This is a genomic window from Seongchinamella sediminis, assembly GCF_003457605.1.
GTDB classification, from domain to species: domain Bacteria; phylum Pseudomonadota; class Gammaproteobacteria; order Pseudomonadales; family Halieaceae; genus Halioglobus; species Halioglobus sediminis.
Map to the genome: position 1 here is coordinate 100,896 of NZ_QRAN01000001.1, position 18,643 is coordinate 119,538.

Sequence of the window (18,643 nt, forward strand, 5' to 3'; positions counted from 1 at the left end):
AATTTGTAGAGCCCCTGCTGTGTCCCGATCCAGAGAAATCCATTCCGATCCTTAAAAATTCTTGTAACAGTCGGCTGAGCCAGCTCAATTGACAGAGGCGATCGGTGGATTTGTGGTGGAACGGAAGCTGCAGGTTCCGAGAGCACAACAAGAACTGTGACTAATATTGTCTTGAAACAATGGAATAAAGACAGTTTCCCATAATGGACATAATTCCTTTCATTAATTACGGGCATAAGTACTTCGGTTGGAAAGATATTTCGAGTGAAATTCTATTAGGTACTCCTCATATGCGTCTTTTAGCATTACTAAGTTATTCTCGACATCGTCTAAGTTTCCATGCTTGCTGCTAGCCTCAATTTGAGAGCTTATAGATCGTACTTTTTGCGCTCCTATATTTGCGCTCATCGATTTGACAGCGTGGGCGGACTTCGTCAACTGTTCAATATCAAGATCGTTGACGTTCATTCGAATTTCCTCGAGCTTCTGCTCCATCTGTTTTTTGTAGCCGTCGAAGATGTCCGGCAGAATTTGGTTGCCCGTCTGGTTTTCAATATCAATTATTGCTTTAACTGCTTGTTGGTTAATTATCTGTGACTTCTCAGTTTTTTGATCGGGTGTGTCTTCGAAAGCTTCTTCGATGATAGCTGTCGAATTCGCATTTTTCGCCCTGGATATATACCTCCTGCTGAATGAGGAAATAGCGTTCCTAATATCTGAGACTGTAAACGGCTTTCCGACATAAAGATCCATTCCTGAGGCCTTGCACTTGGCCTTGTCCTCTTTACCAAGTCCTGCGGTTAGGGCAATTATTGGCGTTCGACTTGAGCTTCGGACTGCTTCAGATTCACGGATTTTTTGCGTTGCCAGAAAGCCGTCCATTATAGGCATCTGGCAATCCATGAAAATCAAATCGAAGTTATCTTCGTTGTATCTAGCCACAGCATCTAATCCGTTCTCTACAACCTCAACGCTATGGCCAAGCATAGCAATCATCTCGCGTATGATTTTCTGGTTGGTTGCCACATCCTCTGCAACTAGAATCTTCAATTTATTGGTGCTAAATAATTTCGCATTTTTCTGAGGTGCATTCAGAGAGGCCTTAAAATTCTGTACATCGGAAAGTGCATCTTGTATCGAATTCAAAGTAATCGGTTTTGTTACATGTATCCAAGCTCCCAGATTGGAGGCACTTCTGTTGTCAGAGAGTGATGATAGTAAGATTCCTACGTGGCTTCCGTTGTTATTGGTGACTTCAGAAAGTAGTTCCAGGTTTTCGAGCGAATCTGAATCTACGATTACAAGATCTGAATCGGTTTGAAAATCTGGTTTGTCTTGTCGTGAGCAAGTCCACCCCAATGTAGCTATGTGAGATTCAATCATTCTGTAAGTTGAATCATTTTTACATGTTACTGAGGCGGTCTTCTTGTAAGTGCTATCCATATTTTCTTGATAAGACCTGACCTCTAACGGAACTGTTATTGAAATTGATGTTCCTCGGTTGGGAGATGACTCAATATCAATTCGACCGCCCATTAACTCAATGTAGTGTTTTGATATAGATAGCCCCAGGCCTGTACCACCATACTCTCTTGTAGTGCTCGTATCCGCCTGGGTGAATACATCGAAAACCTTCGCCTGGGTTTCCGGAGTCATTCCAATACCGGTATCGGTAACAGTGATAGTCACCAAACATTTGCCTTCATGATCCTCGACTTCTCCAGAACCCAAGATAATGTCAACGTTACCTTTATGGGTGAATTTAATTGAATTGCTAACCAGATTCATAATTACCTGGCGGATTTTTGTGGGATCTCCAATGACTGTCCGTGGAGAATTGGTTTGAAATATGCTATTCAGCGAAAGCTTTTTGCGCGAGGCCGGCTCGCCTTGCAGGTAGCAAACTTCGTCTATGAGTTCTAGCAGATCAAATTCGATACTCTCCAACTCTATTATAGTTGCTTCAATTTTTGAAAAATCTAGAATTTCGTTGATCAGTTCCAGCAGCGATTCGCCACTATTGTGAGCGGCTTTAGCGAACTGACGCTGTTGTGCTGTTAAGTCAGTGTGAAGGAGGAGTTCGGTCATGCCAATCATCCCATGCATCGGGGTACGAATTTCATGACTCATTGTTGCTAAAAAATCTGATTTAGCGCTATTCGCTGCTTCAGCAGCTGCCCGTGCTTCCTGTAGATCTTGAGTTCTTTCTTGGACCTTTGCCTCGAGCTCCTTTTGCCTTTCTAGAGCAATCTCTTGCGATCGCATTTGACGGTAAAACAAGTAACCGATGATCAATAAAGAGATTAGGCTGTACACGGCGTAAGCGTAGGAACTGCGCCAAGGTGCGGGGTGGACCCTTATTGGGAGGCTAAGCGCGTCCCAGTTCCATACTCCCTCGGGGTTTGCGGCCGCGAATCTTAAGGTGTAGTTTCCCGGCGGAAGCGTTGTGAATGAGGCAACCCGAGCATCCTCAGAAACAACCCAGTCGGGGTTTAAGCCCTCAAGCATATAGGCATATTGGACGAGGTCAGGATTTGAGTAGTCTGAGGCGTAGGTTTCGATTGTCAGTACCCTGTCTTCGTAGCCTAGTTCGAGAGCTTCTAATTCATAGTACGGCTTTTCAAAAAATACCTGCTTGTTCATGATTTTTATTGAGGAGATATTTACCAGAGGCGGAATTCTGGCTTGTTTGGAGAAGTTCGAATTAATAACGTTATAGCCTTTCGGGCCGCCAAAGTAGATTGTCCCATCGGCAGCCTGATAGGCTGCGCCCATATTGAACTCCGATCCTTGAAGTCCGTCCCTTTCGCTGTATTGGCGGGAACTATGGGAAGTCGGGTTGTATTTAGTTACACCTCGATTATGTGATAGCCATAGGTTTCCTTCGTTGTCTGCTTTTATCCCATATATGTTTGAACTAGGTAATCTCACTTCTCCAGAGTGATTTACAAAGTTTGATATTGAATTTTCCCTATCTTGCTTGCTCCAACTAATCAGGCCTCCACCGGCTGAGCCAAGCCAAAGTCTCTGTTGACTATCTTCATAGAAGGCCCAGACCATATCGCTAGTAATGCTATTCGAGTCTCTCGGATCTCTTTTGAATCTTTCGAAAACTCCCTTCTCAATATCAAATCGATTCAGTCCATCTTCGGTGCCTACCCAGATGTTGCCGAGTGAGTCTTCAAATAATGCAATTACTCGGTCGCTGCTAATAGAGTTTTCATTGCCAGGTGCATTCTGGTAATTTGTGAAACTACCGTCCCGATTCGAATACAAGCTGAGTCCTCCGCCGAATGTGCCTATTAGCAACATTTCATCCGAGGTTTTAAGTAAAGAGGTTACGCCGTTCGAACCAAGCGATCTTGGATTTGTTGGGCTGTGTTTGAATACCTTAAGCTCGCCGGTAAGAATATTGAGCTGGTTCAGCCCACCATCAAAGGTACCAATCCAGAGGGTTTCTTTATCTCCCAACAAGCTCATAACCACCGAACTTGACAACCCCGGTGATGTGTACTCGTTTAGCCACTCAAATTTTGTCGCGTCAGGCTTGAGCCTGTTCAAGCCATTGTCAGTGGCCACCCATAAGCTCCCATCTACAGTTTCCGCGAACGCATTAACAGCATTGCTTGACAGGTTTCCGGACGTTGCGTCGAAAACTGGAAAATGCCCTTTAGTGCCAGTTACGAGGCCATATACTGTCCCGACCCAATATTGTCCTTCTCGCGATTGGTAGACACTGGCGATAATATTCTCTGGGAGTCCTGCATTACTCGTGGTGAAACGGATGAAGCTATTCGCATTGGAATTATATAGGTTGAGTCCTTCATACGTGGCCACCCAGATATTGCCTGCGTTGTCCTCGTAAATATCAAGTACCCGGTTTGATGAAAGGGACGTATTTGAATTCTCGTCGTGCTCAATTAATGCCAGCTCGCCATTATCTAAATCTAAAATTGATATTCCAAGGTCGGTTTGCGCAGCCCACAATTTGTTGTCGGAAGTCACGAGAATGCGGTTTATACCTGCATTCGTGCGATTCGGTATCCGGATTCTTTCGACGTCAATTGTGGAGTCTTGGCTATCGACAGGCTTTAGGCATAACAGTCCCGTGGTGGTGGCCAGCCAAAGTTGACCATTTCTGTCCTCAGTAATGTCCAGGACTTCACCAAAGCCCTCTATGCCTAAAGAGGAACTTGTATAGTGCCGATATGATCCATTAGACGGGTCAAAGGAACTGAATGAATTTTTGTAGCCGAGCCACAAGAGTCCATTAGAGGCTGAAAATAGAGAGTAAGCTGTATTTGAGAATGGTGAATTCCTTTCGTTAGGGTCAGCTAGCTGAACATCAAAACCATTCACTGTTGGGTCATAGCGATTCAATCCTCCACCCTGTGTTGCTATCCAAATATCCCCATTTATGTCTTCAGTTATCTCGGTTACATTGTTAGTAGAAATTGAGTGCTGGCTCCCAGCTAGAAACCGATAATTTTCTACAGTTTGGCCTTCGTACTTGTTGAGGCCTTCTTTAGTGAGAAACCACAAGGCACCCCTGGAGTCTTGGAATGTTTGTGTAATTGTTTGCTGGGTGAGATTTTTTGAGAAGGGAGCGATGTAGAAGTCGTATTCAGATAAGGGAGAGGAGTTGGCGTGGAAAGCCAACAAGAGTAACACGACTAGGGTGAACGCCCTTGAAAACATTTAGAACTACACGTTGAGTGGTATGGGTCTCAAATTAAAGTGTAGTTTACTGGCATTTGCATCTGAAATATTGAAATAAGGCCAACAAATTAAGGCGTTACTGGCTGGAAGTAAGGCTTCTCCCAGCCAGTAACGCCTTGGAAAGGTTGCTTTGCTGTTATCCGAATTTACGCTTACCGCAAGCCCCACTTATATCCAGATTGTTCTGCCATGTTGCGGAGCCCCCATTTGTAGCCAGTCTGGTCGGAGAAGTTGCGTAGGCCCCACTTGTAGCCAGTCTGGTCGGAGAAGTTGCGCAGGCCCCACTTGTAGCCAGTCTGGTCGGAGAAGTTGCGCAGGCCCCACTTGTAGCCGGTCTGGTCGGAGAAGTTACGCAGGCCCCACTTGTAGCCGGTCTGGTCGGAGAAGTTACGCAAACCCCACTTGTAGCCAGTCTGGTCGGAGAAGTTGCGCAGGCCCCACTTGTAGCCGGTCTGGTCGGAGAAGTTGCGCAGGCCCCACTTGTAGCCGGTCTGGTCGGAGAAGTTGCGCAGGCCCCACTTGTAGCCAGACTGCTCAGAAAAACTCATGCTGCCCCACTCGTAGTTGCTGTTACCAGCGTAGGACTGGGCCTGGTCTTTGCCGGTAGATTCGGCGTTGGCCCATTTGTAGCCACTGCGAGCCGGGGCGTTGTCTGCCCAGCTTGAGTCTGATGTGGCCGTTTCGGCGGTTTTGCCCCACTTGTATCCGGCGTTGGTGCTGCGGGTGTAGGTCTTGGCATCGGCCAGGGAGTGGCTGACGCGGTGGACCAGGTTGTGGCTGGTCTGGGAAGCAGTGGCCTGGTCGACCTCTGCGAATGAGATAGATGGTACCAGCAACGCCACTGCTGCACTGGTGAGCCCCGCTGTTTTAATCGCCTTGAAAGTAGTCATGTTAGGTCGCCTTGTTTGTTTGTTTGAGTTCTCTTAACACCTGAAACGTGATCTGGTTAAAAGTTTGGTGTCCGTCCCTGAGACTCAGTTCACATTCTTTTTCCTGAATGGTTGACTTCGTTATACGAGCTGTAGTCAGTCGAATGAAGGGAGGTATATACCCATTTTGGGGTAGTTGGCGCGGCGCGCCCCGCCTGGTGTCGCTGGGCATTGCCGAATGGATCTATTTAACCTATTGAAAAATAAAGACTAATTGTATTTGGCGGCGATGAGGGCGCGGCATGCCCCGGAAGGGGTAATCGGTGGTAATTGCCAGAGCAGAAAACTTGCTGTCGGCTGGAATGCGGTGGTCAGGTCAGGGCTGTTGGGCCAGTTTTTCTATCCTGGTGCGCTCAAATTCATACATTTGCGTCCAGTCGAAGGGGTGTTCCACGGGGACCTGGTGGTCGGGTGGCAGGCGTTCAACATGGGCTTTCACGCCCCAGACCCGGGTATCGCTCACGCCCTTGGCCGGGGGCAGGGGAGAGAGCATCGTGTCCAGGCCGGGAAGGGTGATTTGCTGGTCTTCGCTTACGATTGCCGGACCCTCAAAGTGCTCCTCGCCCGCTATGTCCCGCACCAGGTTCAGGTCGATATTGCCGCAGCCCCTGTCCCCCAGGGTAATGGCCCGGGTTATGCTGACGTAGCCGTGGCCCTGCTGGAAGGGGCTGTAGGCCAGCAGGCCGTCCTCGTTGATCGCCGGTTCGGCGGTGCCCAGCAGTTTGCATTTCACGTCATCGGGCGAGAGATCTGGCTCCAGTTGCAGCAGCAGCGCGGCCAGGCCCGAGACCAGGGCTGCGGCCTGTGATGTTCCTGTCATCACCAGTTCGCCCCCGGGCAGCTGATACTCGGGGTGTTGCTTCAGCAGGCCGGATCCTGGCCGGGTGAGGCCGGTCATGTGGCCTCCGGGGGCCACGATGTCGGGTTTGATGTGCGCTTCCGGGGTGGGGCCTCTGGCGGAGAAATCGGGCACATAGTCGTCGGCCCGGGTGGCGGCGGTCCAGGAATCGGTAACGGCACCAACGGTGATGATATAGGGCAGGTTACCCGGTGAGCCCACTGTCATCGGTTCGGGTCCCGAGTTGCCCGCCGCAGCGATGACGGTAATGCCCGCTAACCAGGCCCGCATTACGGCCTGGTTTATCGGGTCCAGGAAATAGGGCCAGCGGGGGCGCGCGGAAAACGACAGGTTCAATACCTTTATGCCATATTTTTCCCGGTTGTCGACCGCCCACTGTACGCCGCGAACGATGTTCAGCAAGCCGCCCTGGCCCGACTCATCGAAAGCCTTGATCGCGACAATGGAAACATCTGGCGCAACGCCCTTGTAGCCGCCGGTGGGGCTGCCCTGGTGCAGGGTGGCGCCGCTGTGAGCCAGAATGCTGGTGAGATGTGAGCCGTGGCCGCTCTCGTCGAAAACGCTGCCTTCGCTGTGGCTGATGGCATCATAGCGGGCTACTACCCGGTCGTTACCCTGGCTGTCATTCACCAGGTTGGGGTGGTCCCACAGACCTGAGTCGAGTACTGCCACGGTGACGCCTTTGCCGCGTACCCCATGGCGATGCAGCGCATCGGCGCCCGATACCTCGCTGTAGTAGTAATTATCGGCGTTGTCACTGTAACCCGGGATCAGGCTTACATCGCAATTCTCGCCAAAGCTCAGGGTGAGTTGGTACTCACTTTGCGCGGGGGGCTCATGGGGTGAGTGCTCGAAAGCGACGGCCAGCTTCTGCTGGCCGACGAGGCCCGGCGCTTTGTCCGTGGTGAAAGCGAGTTTGAGGGGCTGTTCCCCGGTACCTGGGGACCCGGACAGCAGCGGCTGCCCGCCTAGCGTAATTGCACGCACGCCGCCCAGTGCTGCCGGCCAGCTCAACTCCAGCTCGCGCAGCTGTTGCGGCGCGCTGCTTTTGTTGTACAGGCGCCAGCTGAACCCGCGGCCAGCACGGTCAATCTCCACTGCCCCGGCTACCCGGCAACCGGCTTCTGCTGGAGCGGGTTCAACGGGTTGGTCCTTTAGCGCCAGGTCGTCAATGTGGCGATCGACTTTGCCAGTGTCGAGGATGGCATCGAGCTGCTGCCGTGAAAGCCTGGCGCCGACGGCGTTGATAATGTCCAACTTGTGGGTCAGTTCGCCGTTCTGCTCCCTGACCAGTGTCGCCATGTCATCGGCCGAGGCGCCCTGCAGCAGTACGTGCAGGCGCTCATTCGCTGCAATGGACAGCGATGGCGCGACTGCCAGCAGTGCAGGCAGGAGCAAAAAACGGAGACAAGGCATGTCAGGGGGTTACCGAAGGTCGCTCAAGATTGCGTCAGCGCCCCGGAGAAATTCTGGCGCAACATGTCGGGCACATCCTCGGGGTAGATTGGTTGCGAGAAGTAGTAGCCCTGCAGCAGGTCACAGCCTCGCTGTACGAGATAGTCGAGCTGGTCCTGGTCTTCGATACCCTCGGCAATCACGCGTAAATTGAGGGTTTTCGACAGGGCGATGATGGCATCGACGATGGCGGCACCATCCGCGCTATCGAGGTCGGCGATAAAGCTCTGGTCGATTTTAAGCGTATCGATAGGAAAGCGCTTGAGGTAACTCAAAGAAGAGTAGCCGGTACCGAAATCATCCACGGCCAGTTCCAGTCCCAGCGCCTTCAGTTGCTGCAGACGCTCGATGTTGGTCTGGGCGTCGGTCATGATGGCGCTCTCGGTGAGTTCAAGCTCCAGTCGCTGGGCGTCCATCCCCGACTCCCGCAGGAACCTGCCAATCGATTGCGGCAGATCGGTCTGGTTGAACTGCAGCGGGGAAATATTGACGCATACGCGAAAGGGCTTGAGCCCCATGGAATCCCAGTACTGACAGTGACGGGCGACCTCGCTCATCACCCATGTGCCCAGCTCGATGATCTGCCCTGTACGCTCTGCCACCGGGATGAAGTCCAGCGGCGACACCATGCCCCGCTCGGGATGTTTCCAGCGTACCAGGGCTTCCATGCTGACCACTGCGCCGCTGGCGGTGGCTATTTGCGGCTGGTAGCGAAGCTCGAGCTCATGGTTGCGCAGGGCATCGCGGAGCTCCTCTTCCATCTTCAGCTGCTCTACCGCGAGGGCATTCATGGCCTCGTCGTAGAAGCGGTAGCAGGCGCGACCCTGGGCTTTTGCCGCGTACATGGCGGTGTCGGCGTTGCGCACCAGGGTATCGGGGTCCTCGCCGTCCTGGGGAAACAGGGCGATACCCACGCTGGGGGTAACTACCGGGTTATGGGACTGCAGGGGAATCGGCTCTGACAGGGTGTCCAGGATGCGCTTGGCGACCCGCTCCACCTGCATGGCATCGCCGATGTCCGACAGCACGACGGTAAACTCGTCGCCGCCCAGCCGGGCGATTTCAGTGCTGGCATCCTGGGTCTCGTCCTCGGCGCTGTTGTCGGTGTAGTAGTTGATGGCATCGTCTTCGCGCAATTCGTTGGTCAGACGCTTGGCAATTTCCACCAGCAGGCGATCGCCGCGACCGTGGCCGATGGAGTCGTTAATTCGCTTGAAGTGGTCGAGGTCGATGAACAGCAGGGCGGCGCTGGTATCGTGGCGGCGGCAACGCTTCAGGATCCGGTTGAGCTGCTCGTTGAAGCTGCGCCGGTTGGGGAGGCTGGTCAGGGGGTCATAGTAGGCCAGGTAGCGGAGCCGGTCCTCCTGCCGCTTGAGGGCGTTGAAGGCGTCACTGGCGCGCAGCATGTACTGCACGTCCCGGCCCAGCAAGGACCAGTTCACGGGTTTGGTTTTGTACTGGGTCGCCCCGGCTTCAAAGCCCTGGTCGATAGACTGGCGATCGTCGGAGCCGGTAACAATCATTATCGGGATGGACTCCCCCTGGGGCATCTGCCGCAGGCGTTTGCACACTTCCAGTCCGGTCATGCCGGGCATTTCCACGTCTAGGAACACCAGGTCGGGCCGCTCCCGGGTGAAAACGTCGAGGGATTCCGGGCCATCCGCTGCCTCTACCACCACCATGTTCTCCGCCTCCAGGCACTGGCGCGTGAGCAGGCGTACATTGAAGTCGTCATCGCAGACGAGAATTTTAGCCTTGGGGTGCGAGCGGTCTTCGCTGGACATGGAATAATGGGATAATGCTGTTATAAGCGTTCTAGGCTATCATCACTGGCACTTATCGCCTAGCCCGAATGCTACAAACAGGCGACCGGAACGTAGAAACAGAGGTGACTGAAGGGGATGGAGGTGCACTGGGCTGCCTTGGCCAGACTCCTGGCGCCGACCGCAATCGTGGGCGGCGGGCTGCTGGCCCGGGCGTATATTGATCAACTGGGCGGCGAAGCCAGGATCGTGCTCGTAAATCTCCCCTATTTTCTCGCCCTGGGGTGCCTGGTAATCGCCTACCAGTTCCGGCGCTTGCGCCTGCTGCTGGCGGCGGTGGGTACCGCGGCACTGTTCTGGCTGATCCAGAATCATCTCCAGGTGAGCCTGGCCGAGCCGGACGCCGCGCGCCTGTACCTGGTTGCCAGCTTTGGTGTGCCCCTGCTCTGCCTGTTTCTCCTGCTGGCCCCGGAACGGGGAATATTCAATACCAGCGGCCTGCTCACCGCCGTATTCTTCCTCGGCCTGGCCGGGCTCTGTTTCGCGCTGGCTGACTGGGTGGCTGCCGGTGACGCGTTAACCCGAAGCCGCTTTGCGGCCCGGCCGGTGGAAGGCTATGTGCTATCCAGCGGCGCAACCCTGCTGTTCGCGGCGGTGAGCAGCGTGGCCCTCGTGCTGGTGGTGCTGCGCGACAGCGAAACCGAGGTCGCCCTGGCCGGCGTGCTCGCCGCGGGCTACTTCTCGCTGGCACTGTTGCACCTGGATCACATATCGGTGGTCATGAGCCTGGCCGGTGGCCTCTGTGTGCTCTTGGGCCTGCTGCGCAGCTCCCATTCCATGGCCTACCGGGACGACCTGACCGGGCTGCTCAGCCGACGAGCGCTCAATGAACGGCTCAAAACCCTGGGTCGTCGCTACAGCATCGCCATGCTGGACGTGGATCATTTCAAGAAGTTCAACGACACCCATGGGCACGATGTGGGTGACGATGTGCTCAAACTGGTCGCCTCGCGGGTCAGGCAGGTGGGCAATGGGGGTACCGCCTACCGCTACGGTGGCGAGGAGTTTTGTGTGGTGTTTCCCCGCCGGTCCACGGAGGACTGCGCTGCCGCAATGGACCGTGTGAGAGAGAGTATCGCCAGTTACCAGATGTCCATCCGGGATCGCAAGCGGCGGCCGCTGCAGGCCAGGGAGGGTTCGCGCCGCCGCGGTGCGACCAACCTCAAATCCAACCACGTGAGGGTGACGGTGAGTGCGGGCATTGCCGCCCGGGGTGACAATCACCAGGACCCGCAAGCGGTGCTGTCCGCCGCGGATACCCAGCTGTACAAGGCCAAGAAAAAAGGCCGTAACTGCGTTGTATATTGAGCCCGCGCCAGGTCAGGCCGGCGGCCTCAGGAAAACAGCGGCTCGCGCCGCTTGAGGTGAACTTCGCGTACGAAGCGCGGTAACTGCTGGAGGGGGATCGCCGGGCTGTAGTAAAAGCCCTGCACCTGCTGGCATTGCTGCGCCCGCAGGTACTCAACCTGTTCGTGGGTTTCCGCCCCCTCGGCGATCACCAGCATACCCAGCCGCCGGGCCATCTCGATGATCATGGTACAAACCGCTTCCTGCTGCGGATTGTTGGGCAGGTCGCGCACAAAACAGGCGTCAATCTTCAGCGCAGAGATCGGCAGTTCGGTGAGGTGGGAGAGCTGGGAAAAACCGGTGCCGAAATCATCCAGCGAGAAGGATATGCCCAGCAGCCGGAGTTCATCCATGCGCCGCTTGACCGCTTCCGGGCTCTTCAGGATGGTGGTTTCAGTCAGCTCGAACTCAAGCCGGGACGCATTGGTGCCGCTGCGCTTGATGATGTCCTTGACGATGTCGCCGAAGCGATCATCCTGGAACTGGGAGAAGGAAATATTGACCGCCACATCCACCTCGCGGATACCCTGTTCCTCCAGCCAGACCTGGGCGGAGCAGGCGTGCTGGATGACCTGGTAGCCGATGGTTCGCATCAGGCCCATGTCTTCGCAGGCGACGATAAATTCGCCCGGGCAGAGCAGGCCGCGCTGGGGGTGATTCCAGCGCAGTAGCGCCTCCAGCCCGCACAGGCGGCCGGTAGCGAGGTCTATGCGGGGCTGGTAATGCAATTCAAACTGGTTTTTGCGCACCGCGGCGCGCAGCTCGGCAGCCAGCGAGGTGCTGCCGCCATGGTCGAAGGACAGCTGTTCACAGTAGCGGACAAATTTGCTCCCGGAGACACTCTTGGCCTGCTGCATCGCCGAGCGGGCGTAGTCCACCAGTTCCGGGAACTCCTTGCCGTCTTCGGGAAATATTGCGGCCCCGATACTGGCGTCGATGGAGACCTGTTGTTCGCTGAGAATCATCGGTGCGGTAATGGACTTGATCATTTTGTCGGCGATCAGCTCCACGTCCTTGATGCTGCTCACGTCCTCGAGCACAATTGCGAACTCATCCCCACCGAGGCGGGCGATGCTGTCGGTACTGCGCATCTTGTTGATCAGGCGGCGGGAGATGGTTTTTATCAGCAGGTCGCCATCGGTTTCACCGTAGTGGTCGTTGATGTTGGCGAACTGGTCCATGTTGATGTACAGCAGGGCGGTGCTGAAGCCATAGCGTTCGCTGCGCTCCATGGCTCGCTCCATGTGCGCGCGGAAGCCGGTGCGATTGAGTGCGCCGGTGAGCGAGTCGCGGCTGGATAGCTGCTGTATGGTGTCCCGCGCCCGCTTCAGCTGAATGGAGTAATCCAGCACCCGGTGCACCAGGGCGTCCTGCAACTGGCCCCGGACCAGGTAGTCCTGGGCTCCATACTCACGCAGTTGCGCCGCCAGCCGGTCGTCCGCCTCGTCCAGCAGCAGAATGAGCGGCACAGTCGCCTGGTTCTTTTGCGCCAGCCGCAGCAGGTACTCGGTCTCAGGGCCGTAAGCCAGGATCACGGCGTCGATCATCGGGTCCAGCAGCGCCTCCAGCGGGCGATCCATGGACTCGGAGGAGGCGAGGTTGAAACGCGCGGGCACCGCTCGGCCGAGCGAGGCAGAGAGGATCGTATGATCCGCGCTGTGCTCGGAAATGATCAGTACCGTATGCTGTTCCACCGCCAATCCCCGGTAATCCGCACTGGGCGTTCGCCAGCAGCTGTCGCCTGATAACCCCTGCATTCGTCAGGGCGGTAGCTGCTTATTCTTTATATAACATGAAGTTATACGGAATAACTCAGCGAAATTCTACTTATACTTTATTAAAAATTACCAACTCTTCCGCCGTGGTCAGTGGTGCTGGCCGGGTGCGCCATTGGCGCGCCGGGGGAGTGTACTATGCTGGCCACTGAATTCCCGGGGGCGCGACCCATGGCTGATGACGTAATGCTGGAACTGAAACAGGGGGTGGCGATAATCACACTCAATCGCCCCGACGCACACAATACCCTGTCGCCGGGCATGATCGAGGGGCTGGGGGCTGCTTACCAGCGCTGCGATGCCGATGATGCTGTCGGAGCAGTGGTGGTGACCGGCGCCGGGTCCAGTTTCTGCGCCGGCGCCGACATGAGCGGCGGTGCCCAGACCTTTGACGCAGAGGCGGTAGAGTTTGTGGTGGATTCCTGTCCGCTGGCAATGCAGGCATTTGAAGTTCGAAAACCGGTGATCGCCGCCTGTAACGGCCACGCAGTAGGGGTTGGCCTGGGTATAGCGATGCAGGCAGATATCCGGGTATTTGCCGACGAGGGTAAATATGGCTTTCTCCAGGCGCGCCGCGGCGTGGTCACCGACTTCGCCATGGAGTACCTGTTGCCGCGGATCATCGGGTTGGAAAAAGCCCTGGAACTGCTGTTGCGGGGCCAGCGCCTCAGTGGCGGCGAAGCGGTAGACTGGGGTCTGGCGGGCCGCAGCGTCCCCGCAGCGCAGGTGCTGAATACGGCGCTGGACATCGCCGGGGATATGGTCGCCAATGCCGCGCCGCTGGCCATGGCCATGCACAAACGGCTGCTTTGGCAGGGGCTGGACATGGGCTACCGCGACCTTGCGGCGAAAGAGAGTCGTTGCCTGAATCACAGCATGTCGCAGGCAGATGCCATCGAGGGTGGTACCGCCTGGGCCGAGCGGCGCGCGCCCCGCTGGAGCGGCAGCGTTGCCGGTGACTGGCCAGTATGGATGGATGACGAGGGCTGTGACTGACAGCCCCTGCCGACCGAGGCCTCAGGTTTTTGGTTCGCAGCTGAAGACGGGGATGTTGCGGTCGGTGCGCGCCTGGTATTCATCGAAGTCGGGGTACACCGCCAGCAATACCGGCCACAGCGCGGCCTTCTCCTCGTCGCTGACCTGGCGTGCGACGTAGGTCTTTTCCTCGCCCCCGGCCATGATTCTGATTTCCGGGTTGGCCTTGATGTTGTAGTACCAGACCGGGTTTCGGGGCATGCCGCCGCTGGAGGCAACCAGCAGTTTTTTGTCGCCGTGGGCAATGTGAATGAGCGGCAGGCGGCGGATTTTGCCGGATTTGGCGCCGGTCATGGTCACCATGCAAACCGGGCCGCCGAGAAAGGAATTCATCAATCGGCCCTTGCTCAGGCGGAATACCCCAGCCTGGATCTTACTGACATAGCGTAACACCCGCTTGATCGCCGGGAGTTGGCTCTCCTTGAAGGGTTTGACGTCCTCGCGGCGGGTTTTGACGTAGTCGTATTGCACCATTGCTCGTCTCCTGTGGTTATGATCAACGAGGTTAAGACAGAATTACGCGGCTGCCAATCTATGCTAAACTCGATGCCCTTTTTATCGCCCAGCCAAGACCATGAGCATCGCCTCCGACAAACTGGAAACCATCCGTGAGCAGGTGCAATACCACCTGGATCATGCCGAACAGCACCGCCTGACAGCGGCGCAGGAGGCTTCCCTGAAGGCGCAGATCAAGGCCCGCCTGGAGGCTGAAAACGCGGTTCTGGTTGCCCATTACTACACGGCGCCAGCGGTTCAGGCGCTGGCCGAGGAAACCGGTGGCTGCGTCTCCGATTCCCTGGAAATGGCGCGCTTTGGTCACGATCACCCGGCCAGCACCCTGGTGGTCGCCGGGGTAAAGTTCATGGGCGAGACCGCCAAGATCCTCACCCCCGACAAGCGGGTACTGATGCCGACCCTGGAAGCGACCTGCTCCCTGGATCTTGGCTGCCCGATCGACGAGTTCTCGGCATTCTGCGACCAGCACCCGGACCGCAAGGTGGTGGTGTACGCCAATACCTCCGCTGCCGTGAAGGCGCGGGCGGACTGGGTGGTGACCTCCAGCATTGCCCTGGACGTGGCCGAGCACCTGGCCGAGCAGGGCGAGAAGATCATCTGGGCACCGGACCAGCACCTCGGTGATTATGTGCGCCGGGAGACCGGGGCCGACATCATCATGTGGGACGGTGCCTGTATCGTGCACGAGGAATTCAAGGCCCGGGGCATTGCCGACCTGAAGGCGGTATACCCGGATGCTGCGGTGCTGGTGCATCCCGAATCGCCGGCGCCGGTGCTGGAGCTGGCGGACCGGGTGGGTTCCACCACCCAGATCATCCGGGCCTCGAAGGAAATGCCGAACCAGCGTTTTATCGTCGCCACCGACCAGGGTATTTTCTACAAGCTGCAGCAGGAATCCCCGGACAAGGAATTCATCATCGCGCCGACGGCCGGTGAAGGAGCAACCTGCCGCAGCTGCGCCAATTGTCCGTGGATGGCAATGAACGAGCTGGAATCACTGGCCGGCGTGTTTGATCGTGATGACAACGAGATATTCGTCGACCCCGAGCTGGGGAAGCAGGCCATGGTGCCCCTCAGGCGCATGCTGGACTTTGCCGCCGAGCTCAACGTCACGGTGAAGGGCAACGCCTGAGGCGGGCTAGAACTGCTCCATTTGCCGGCGCATCTCGGCGATATCGCTCAGGCGCTGGTTGATCGTGGCGCTGGTCAGGTAATCATTCTTCACCAGCTTCAGGGCGTATCGTAACTGCTTTTCGGCCTGGTCGAGATAGCCGTTGAGGATGAAGTACTCGGCGCGCGACTGGTGCAGGCCGATGATATTGCCCGACAGGCCCTGCACTTCCGCCAGCAAATACCATAACCCCGGATCCTTCTGCTGGCGCTTGCTCTGTGCAGTCAATACTTCTTCGGCGATATGTGCCTGCTGGTTCTTCATCAGCGCGTTGGCGTAAGCCATGGTCAGGGGGTGATTGCCGGGAGACAGATCCAGCTGCTTTTCCAGTTTGCTCACCGCCTTGTCCGCATTGCCGCGCAGCATGTCGATTTCCGCGTCTGCGATCACGTACTCCAGCCGGCCCGGGTCGCCAGACCAGATACTGTCGAGCTCCAGGGCGGCCTCGTCGGCGCGGCCGGCATTGGTCAGCGCGACCACCAGCCCGTACTGGGCCGCCTCCCGGGAGCGCGGCGAGCCGGCCAGCTCGCCGCGAAAGCGCTGCACCGCTTCCTCCGGGGTGTTGGCGAGCTGATTCACCACCCGCGCCCGCATCAGCTGGTAATCCAGGCTCACCGGGCGAACCGTTTTGGGATATTGCCGGGCCCGGTTGCGGGTGTCTGCGATCCGGTTCTCTGACAGGGGGTGGGTGCGCAGGAATTCCGGGATGCGGTTACCCCCGGAATAACGGGAGGCCTGCAGCATGCGCTCGAACATCGCCGGCGCTGCGTGGGGATCCATGCCTGCATCCACCAGGGTCTGCATGCCGACCCGGTCCGCCTCCTGTTCGTTGCTGCGGCTGTAACGCAGGGCGGAGTCCTGGGCCAGGGCCTGGCTGGCGCCGAGGGCGGCCATGCCGGCGTCGCCGCCCGCAGTGGCCATGATCACCAGGCCCGCAAGCATCGCGGCCAGGTTGATCGGCGCCTGGTTCTTCTGGAATTCAACCCCGCGCGAAAAATGGCGCTGGCTGAGGTGGGCGATCTCGTGGGCGAGTACGGTCGCCAGTTCGTCCTCGGTCTGGGCATACAGCAACAGGCCGTTGTGCACGCCAATCACCCCGCCGGGAACGGCAAAGGCATTGATGGTGGGGTTGTCGACTACCACCAGGTCGACACGCCGGTCAGCCAGTTGGCTATGGGTCACCAGCGCGTAGATAAGGTTTTCCAGGTACTCAAACACCAGGGGGTCATTAACCGTGGGTGCCTGGCTGCGAAATATGCGCAACCAGGTCTGGCCCAGCTGGTGCTCGAACTCGGCGGAAAACAGGCTGGTGCTGGACTCACCCAGGTTGGGGAGTTTCAGGTCCTCGGTCTGGCCGTGAACCCGGGTGACAAGCAGGGAGCACAACAGGAGCGGCAGGGCCAGGCGCCAGCGGCTTGCCGCCCAACGGGATGCCGCCCAGCGGGGTGCCGCCCAGCGGGGTGCCGCCCAGCGGGATGCCGCCCAACTCATTCGGGATAACACGATGTCGAGTCACTTTCGGTGGTGGTGATAATAGTCATCTATTGTACTGCATGCCGGGTCAGGCAGGGAGACTCAGCCTGTTTGGAGTCGGCAGTGCTGACAAAGTTCATTCCGCGGGGGTCTATGCGTATACTGTCGAGCTTCACTCCAGCACAGGAAACATGGATGACAGACGTACCGGTAACCGAAGTTGACGCCAGGGGGCTCGACTGCCCGATGCCGCTGCTGAAGGCCAAGCGCGCCCTCAACGCCATGGCCAGCGGGGAACGCCTGCGGGTGCTGGCAACGGACAGCGGCTCCCAGCGTGACTTCCAGGTATTTGCCGAACAGTCGGGGCACCGCCTGCTGGCCAGTGAGGTCGACGGCGACACTTACCGCTACCTGTTGCAGAAAAGCTGAGCCGGAGGACTTTCCTGGATGCTGGACATATTCAAAAAGTGGTCGCGCACCTACCTGTTCGAGGAGGAGTCCATTCTCCTGCTGGTGCTGCTGGCGATTGCCGTGGCCCTGCTGGTCACTATCGGCGATATTCTCGCCCCGCTGTTGGCGGCGCTGGTGCTCGCTTACCTGATGCAGGGGCTGTCCACCCAGCTGCAGAGCCACGGGGTGCCCTCCTGGCTGGGTCTGACGCTGTCCTATACCGTGTTCATCGGCGCCTTCTTTGGTTTTACCCTGGGTCTGTTGCCGCTGGTCTGGCGGCAGCTGCTGGCACTGGCCAGCGAACTGCCGCGTTACCTGGACCAGGGCCGCCAGCTGCTGAGTGTGCTGCCGGAACGCTACCCCGACATTTTTACCGCCCAGCAAATGAATGAGCTGGTGGGCATGGCCCAGGTGGAGGCGGCGAACCTCGGCCAGGTACTGGTCACCCGCTCGCTGGCATCGCTGCCGGGGCTGTTTACGGTGATGGTGTACATGATCCTGATCCCCATGCTGGTATTCTTTTTCCTGCGTGACCGGCAGCAGATTATCGGCTGGCTGGTCAGGTTCCTGCCCGAAAAGCGACCGCTGCTAACCACCATCTGGGGAGAAATGAACCAGCAGTTCGCCAACTATGCCCGCGGCAAGGTGCTGGAAATCATCGTCGTTGGTTCAGTCAGTTACTTTGCCTTCGCCTGGATGGGGCTCAACTATGCCGCCCTCCTGGGACTGCTGGTCGGTCTGTCGGTGATTATTCCCTATGTCGGCGCCGCCCTGGTTACCCTGCCGGTGGTGGCAGTGGGCTTCTTCCAGTGGGGCTTTGCAGCGGAATTTTACACGCTTTGCGTTGTCTATCTCGTCATCCAGGGACTTGATGGCAACGTGCTGGTGCCGTTTCTGTTTTCCGAGGCGGTCAACCTGCACCCGGTGGCGATTATTCTCGCTATCCTCTTTTTTGGTGGCATCTGGGGTTTGTGGGGGGTGTTTTTTGCAATACCCCTGGCAACCCTGATCAAGGCCATTATCAATTCCTGGCCGACACCTGAGATGGCGCCTGTGGCCGGGCCCGAAAAGACTGTTTCAATGGAGTAATT

The 18,643-nt window shown here is 57.0% G+C and carries 12 protein-coding genes and 1 pseudogene; 5 read left to right on the top strand and 8 right to left on the bottom strand.

The window, feature by feature from the left end; translation table 11 throughout:
- Positions 1-20 precede the first annotated feature (20 nt).
- The 5 genes and pseudogenes from DWB85_RS19910 to DWB85_RS00380 all read right to left on the bottom strand — a co-directional run.
- A pseudogene (locus DWB85_RS19910) lies at positions 21-236 on the bottom strand (two-component regulator propeller domain-containing protein); the annotation flags it as partial.
- Positions 223-4,698 (bottom strand): hybrid sensor histidine kinase/response regulator, encoded by a 4,476-nt coding sequence (locus tag DWB85_RS00365; RefSeq protein WP_117952028.1) that lies wholly within the window; start codon positions 4,696-4,698, stop codon positions 223-225. The gene DWB85_RS00365 and the pseudogene DWB85_RS19910, both read right to left, overlap by 14 nt.
- Before the next feature lie 173 nt (positions 4,699-4,871).
- Positions 4,872-5,609 (bottom strand): hypothetical protein, encoded by a 738-nt coding sequence (locus DWB85_RS00370; RefSeq protein WP_117952031.1) that lies wholly within the window; start codon positions 5,607-5,609, stop codon positions 4,872-4,874.
- A gap of 355 nt (positions 5,610-5,964) precedes the next feature.
- Complete coding sequence (locus DWB85_RS00375) at positions 5,965-7,905, bottom strand: S8 family peptidase (RefSeq protein ID WP_162845947.1); 1,941 nt, start codon at positions 7,903-7,905, stop codon at positions 5,965-5,967.
- A gap of 41 nt (positions 7,906-7,946) precedes the next feature.
- Positions 7,947-9,746, bottom strand: coding sequence for a putative bifunctional diguanylate cyclase/phosphodiesterase (locus tag DWB85_RS00380; RefSeq protein WP_117952037.1), 1,800 nt, complete (start codon positions 9,744-9,746; stop codon positions 7,947-7,949).
- A gap of 138 nt (positions 9,747-9,884) precedes the next feature.
- On the opposite strand from DWB85_RS00380, the gene DWB85_RS00385 reads away from it, so the two are divergent.
- Positions 9,885-11,093 carry a GGDEF domain-containing protein gene (locus tag DWB85_RS00385; protein ID WP_162845948.1) on the top strand — a complete coding sequence of 403 codons (1,209 nt, stop codon included), beginning with the start codon at positions 9,885-9,887 and terminating at the stop codon, positions 11,091-11,093.
- 26 nt (positions 11,094-11,119) lie between these two features.
- Here the strand turns inward: DWB85_RS00385 and DWB85_RS00390 are convergent, their stop codons facing one another.
- Positions 11,120-12,826, bottom strand: a complete 1,707-nt coding sequence (locus DWB85_RS00390; protein WP_162845949.1) for a putative bifunctional diguanylate cyclase/phosphodiesterase — start codon at positions 12,824-12,826, stop codon at positions 11,120-11,122.
- Positions 12,827-13,078: 252 nt separating this feature from the next.
- Between DWB85_RS00390 and DWB85_RS00395 the strand changes: the two genes are divergently transcribed.
- The gene (locus DWB85_RS00395) at positions 13,079-13,903 is read left to right on the top strand and encodes an enoyl-CoA hydratase/isomerase family protein (RefSeq protein WP_162845950.1); all 825 of its coding nucleotides are present in this window, start codon (positions 13,079-13,081) and stop codon (positions 13,901-13,903) included.
- Between the two features lie 21 nt (positions 13,904-13,924).
- Here the strand turns inward: DWB85_RS00395 and DWB85_RS00400 are convergent, their stop codons facing one another.
- Positions 13,925-14,416: a nitroreductase family deazaflavin-dependent oxidoreductase gene (locus DWB85_RS00400; protein WP_117952049.1), complete on the bottom strand. Its 492-nt coding sequence runs from the start codon at positions 14,414-14,416 to the stop codon at positions 13,925-13,927.
- 100 nt (positions 14,417-14,516) lie between these two features.
- On the opposite strand from DWB85_RS00400, the gene nadA reads away from it, so the two are divergent.
- Positions 14,517-15,590 carry a quinolinate synthase NadA gene (gene nadA / locus DWB85_RS00405; protein WP_117952053.1) on the top strand — a complete coding sequence of 358 codons (1,074 nt, stop codon included), beginning with the start codon at positions 14,517-14,519 and terminating at the stop codon, positions 15,588-15,590.
- Between the two features lie 6 nt (positions 15,591-15,596).
- Here the strand turns inward: nadA and DWB85_RS00410 are convergent, their stop codons facing one another.
- The gene (locus tag DWB85_RS00410) at positions 15,597-17,120 is read right to left on the bottom strand and encodes a M48 family metalloprotease (RefSeq protein ID WP_117952056.1); all 1,524 of its coding nucleotides are present in this window, start codon (positions 17,118-17,120) and stop codon (positions 15,597-15,599) included.
- 177 nt (positions 17,121-17,297) lie between these two features.
- Here DWB85_RS00410 and DWB85_RS00415 point away from each other — a divergent pair, with 177 nt between their 5' ends.
- Together DWB85_RS00415 and DWB85_RS00420 are read left to right on the top strand one after the other, a co-directional pair.
- Positions 17,298-17,531, top strand: a complete 234-nt coding sequence (locus DWB85_RS00415) for a sulfurtransferase TusA family protein (RefSeq protein ID WP_117952059.1) — start codon at positions 17,298-17,300, stop codon at positions 17,529-17,531.
- A gap of 18 nt (positions 17,532-17,549) precedes the next feature.
- Complete coding sequence (locus tag DWB85_RS00420; RefSeq protein ID WP_117952062.1) at positions 17,550-18,641, top strand: AI-2E family transporter; 1,092 nt, start codon at positions 17,550-17,552, stop codon at positions 18,639-18,641.
- Positions 18,642-18,643: the final 2 nt, after the last annotated feature.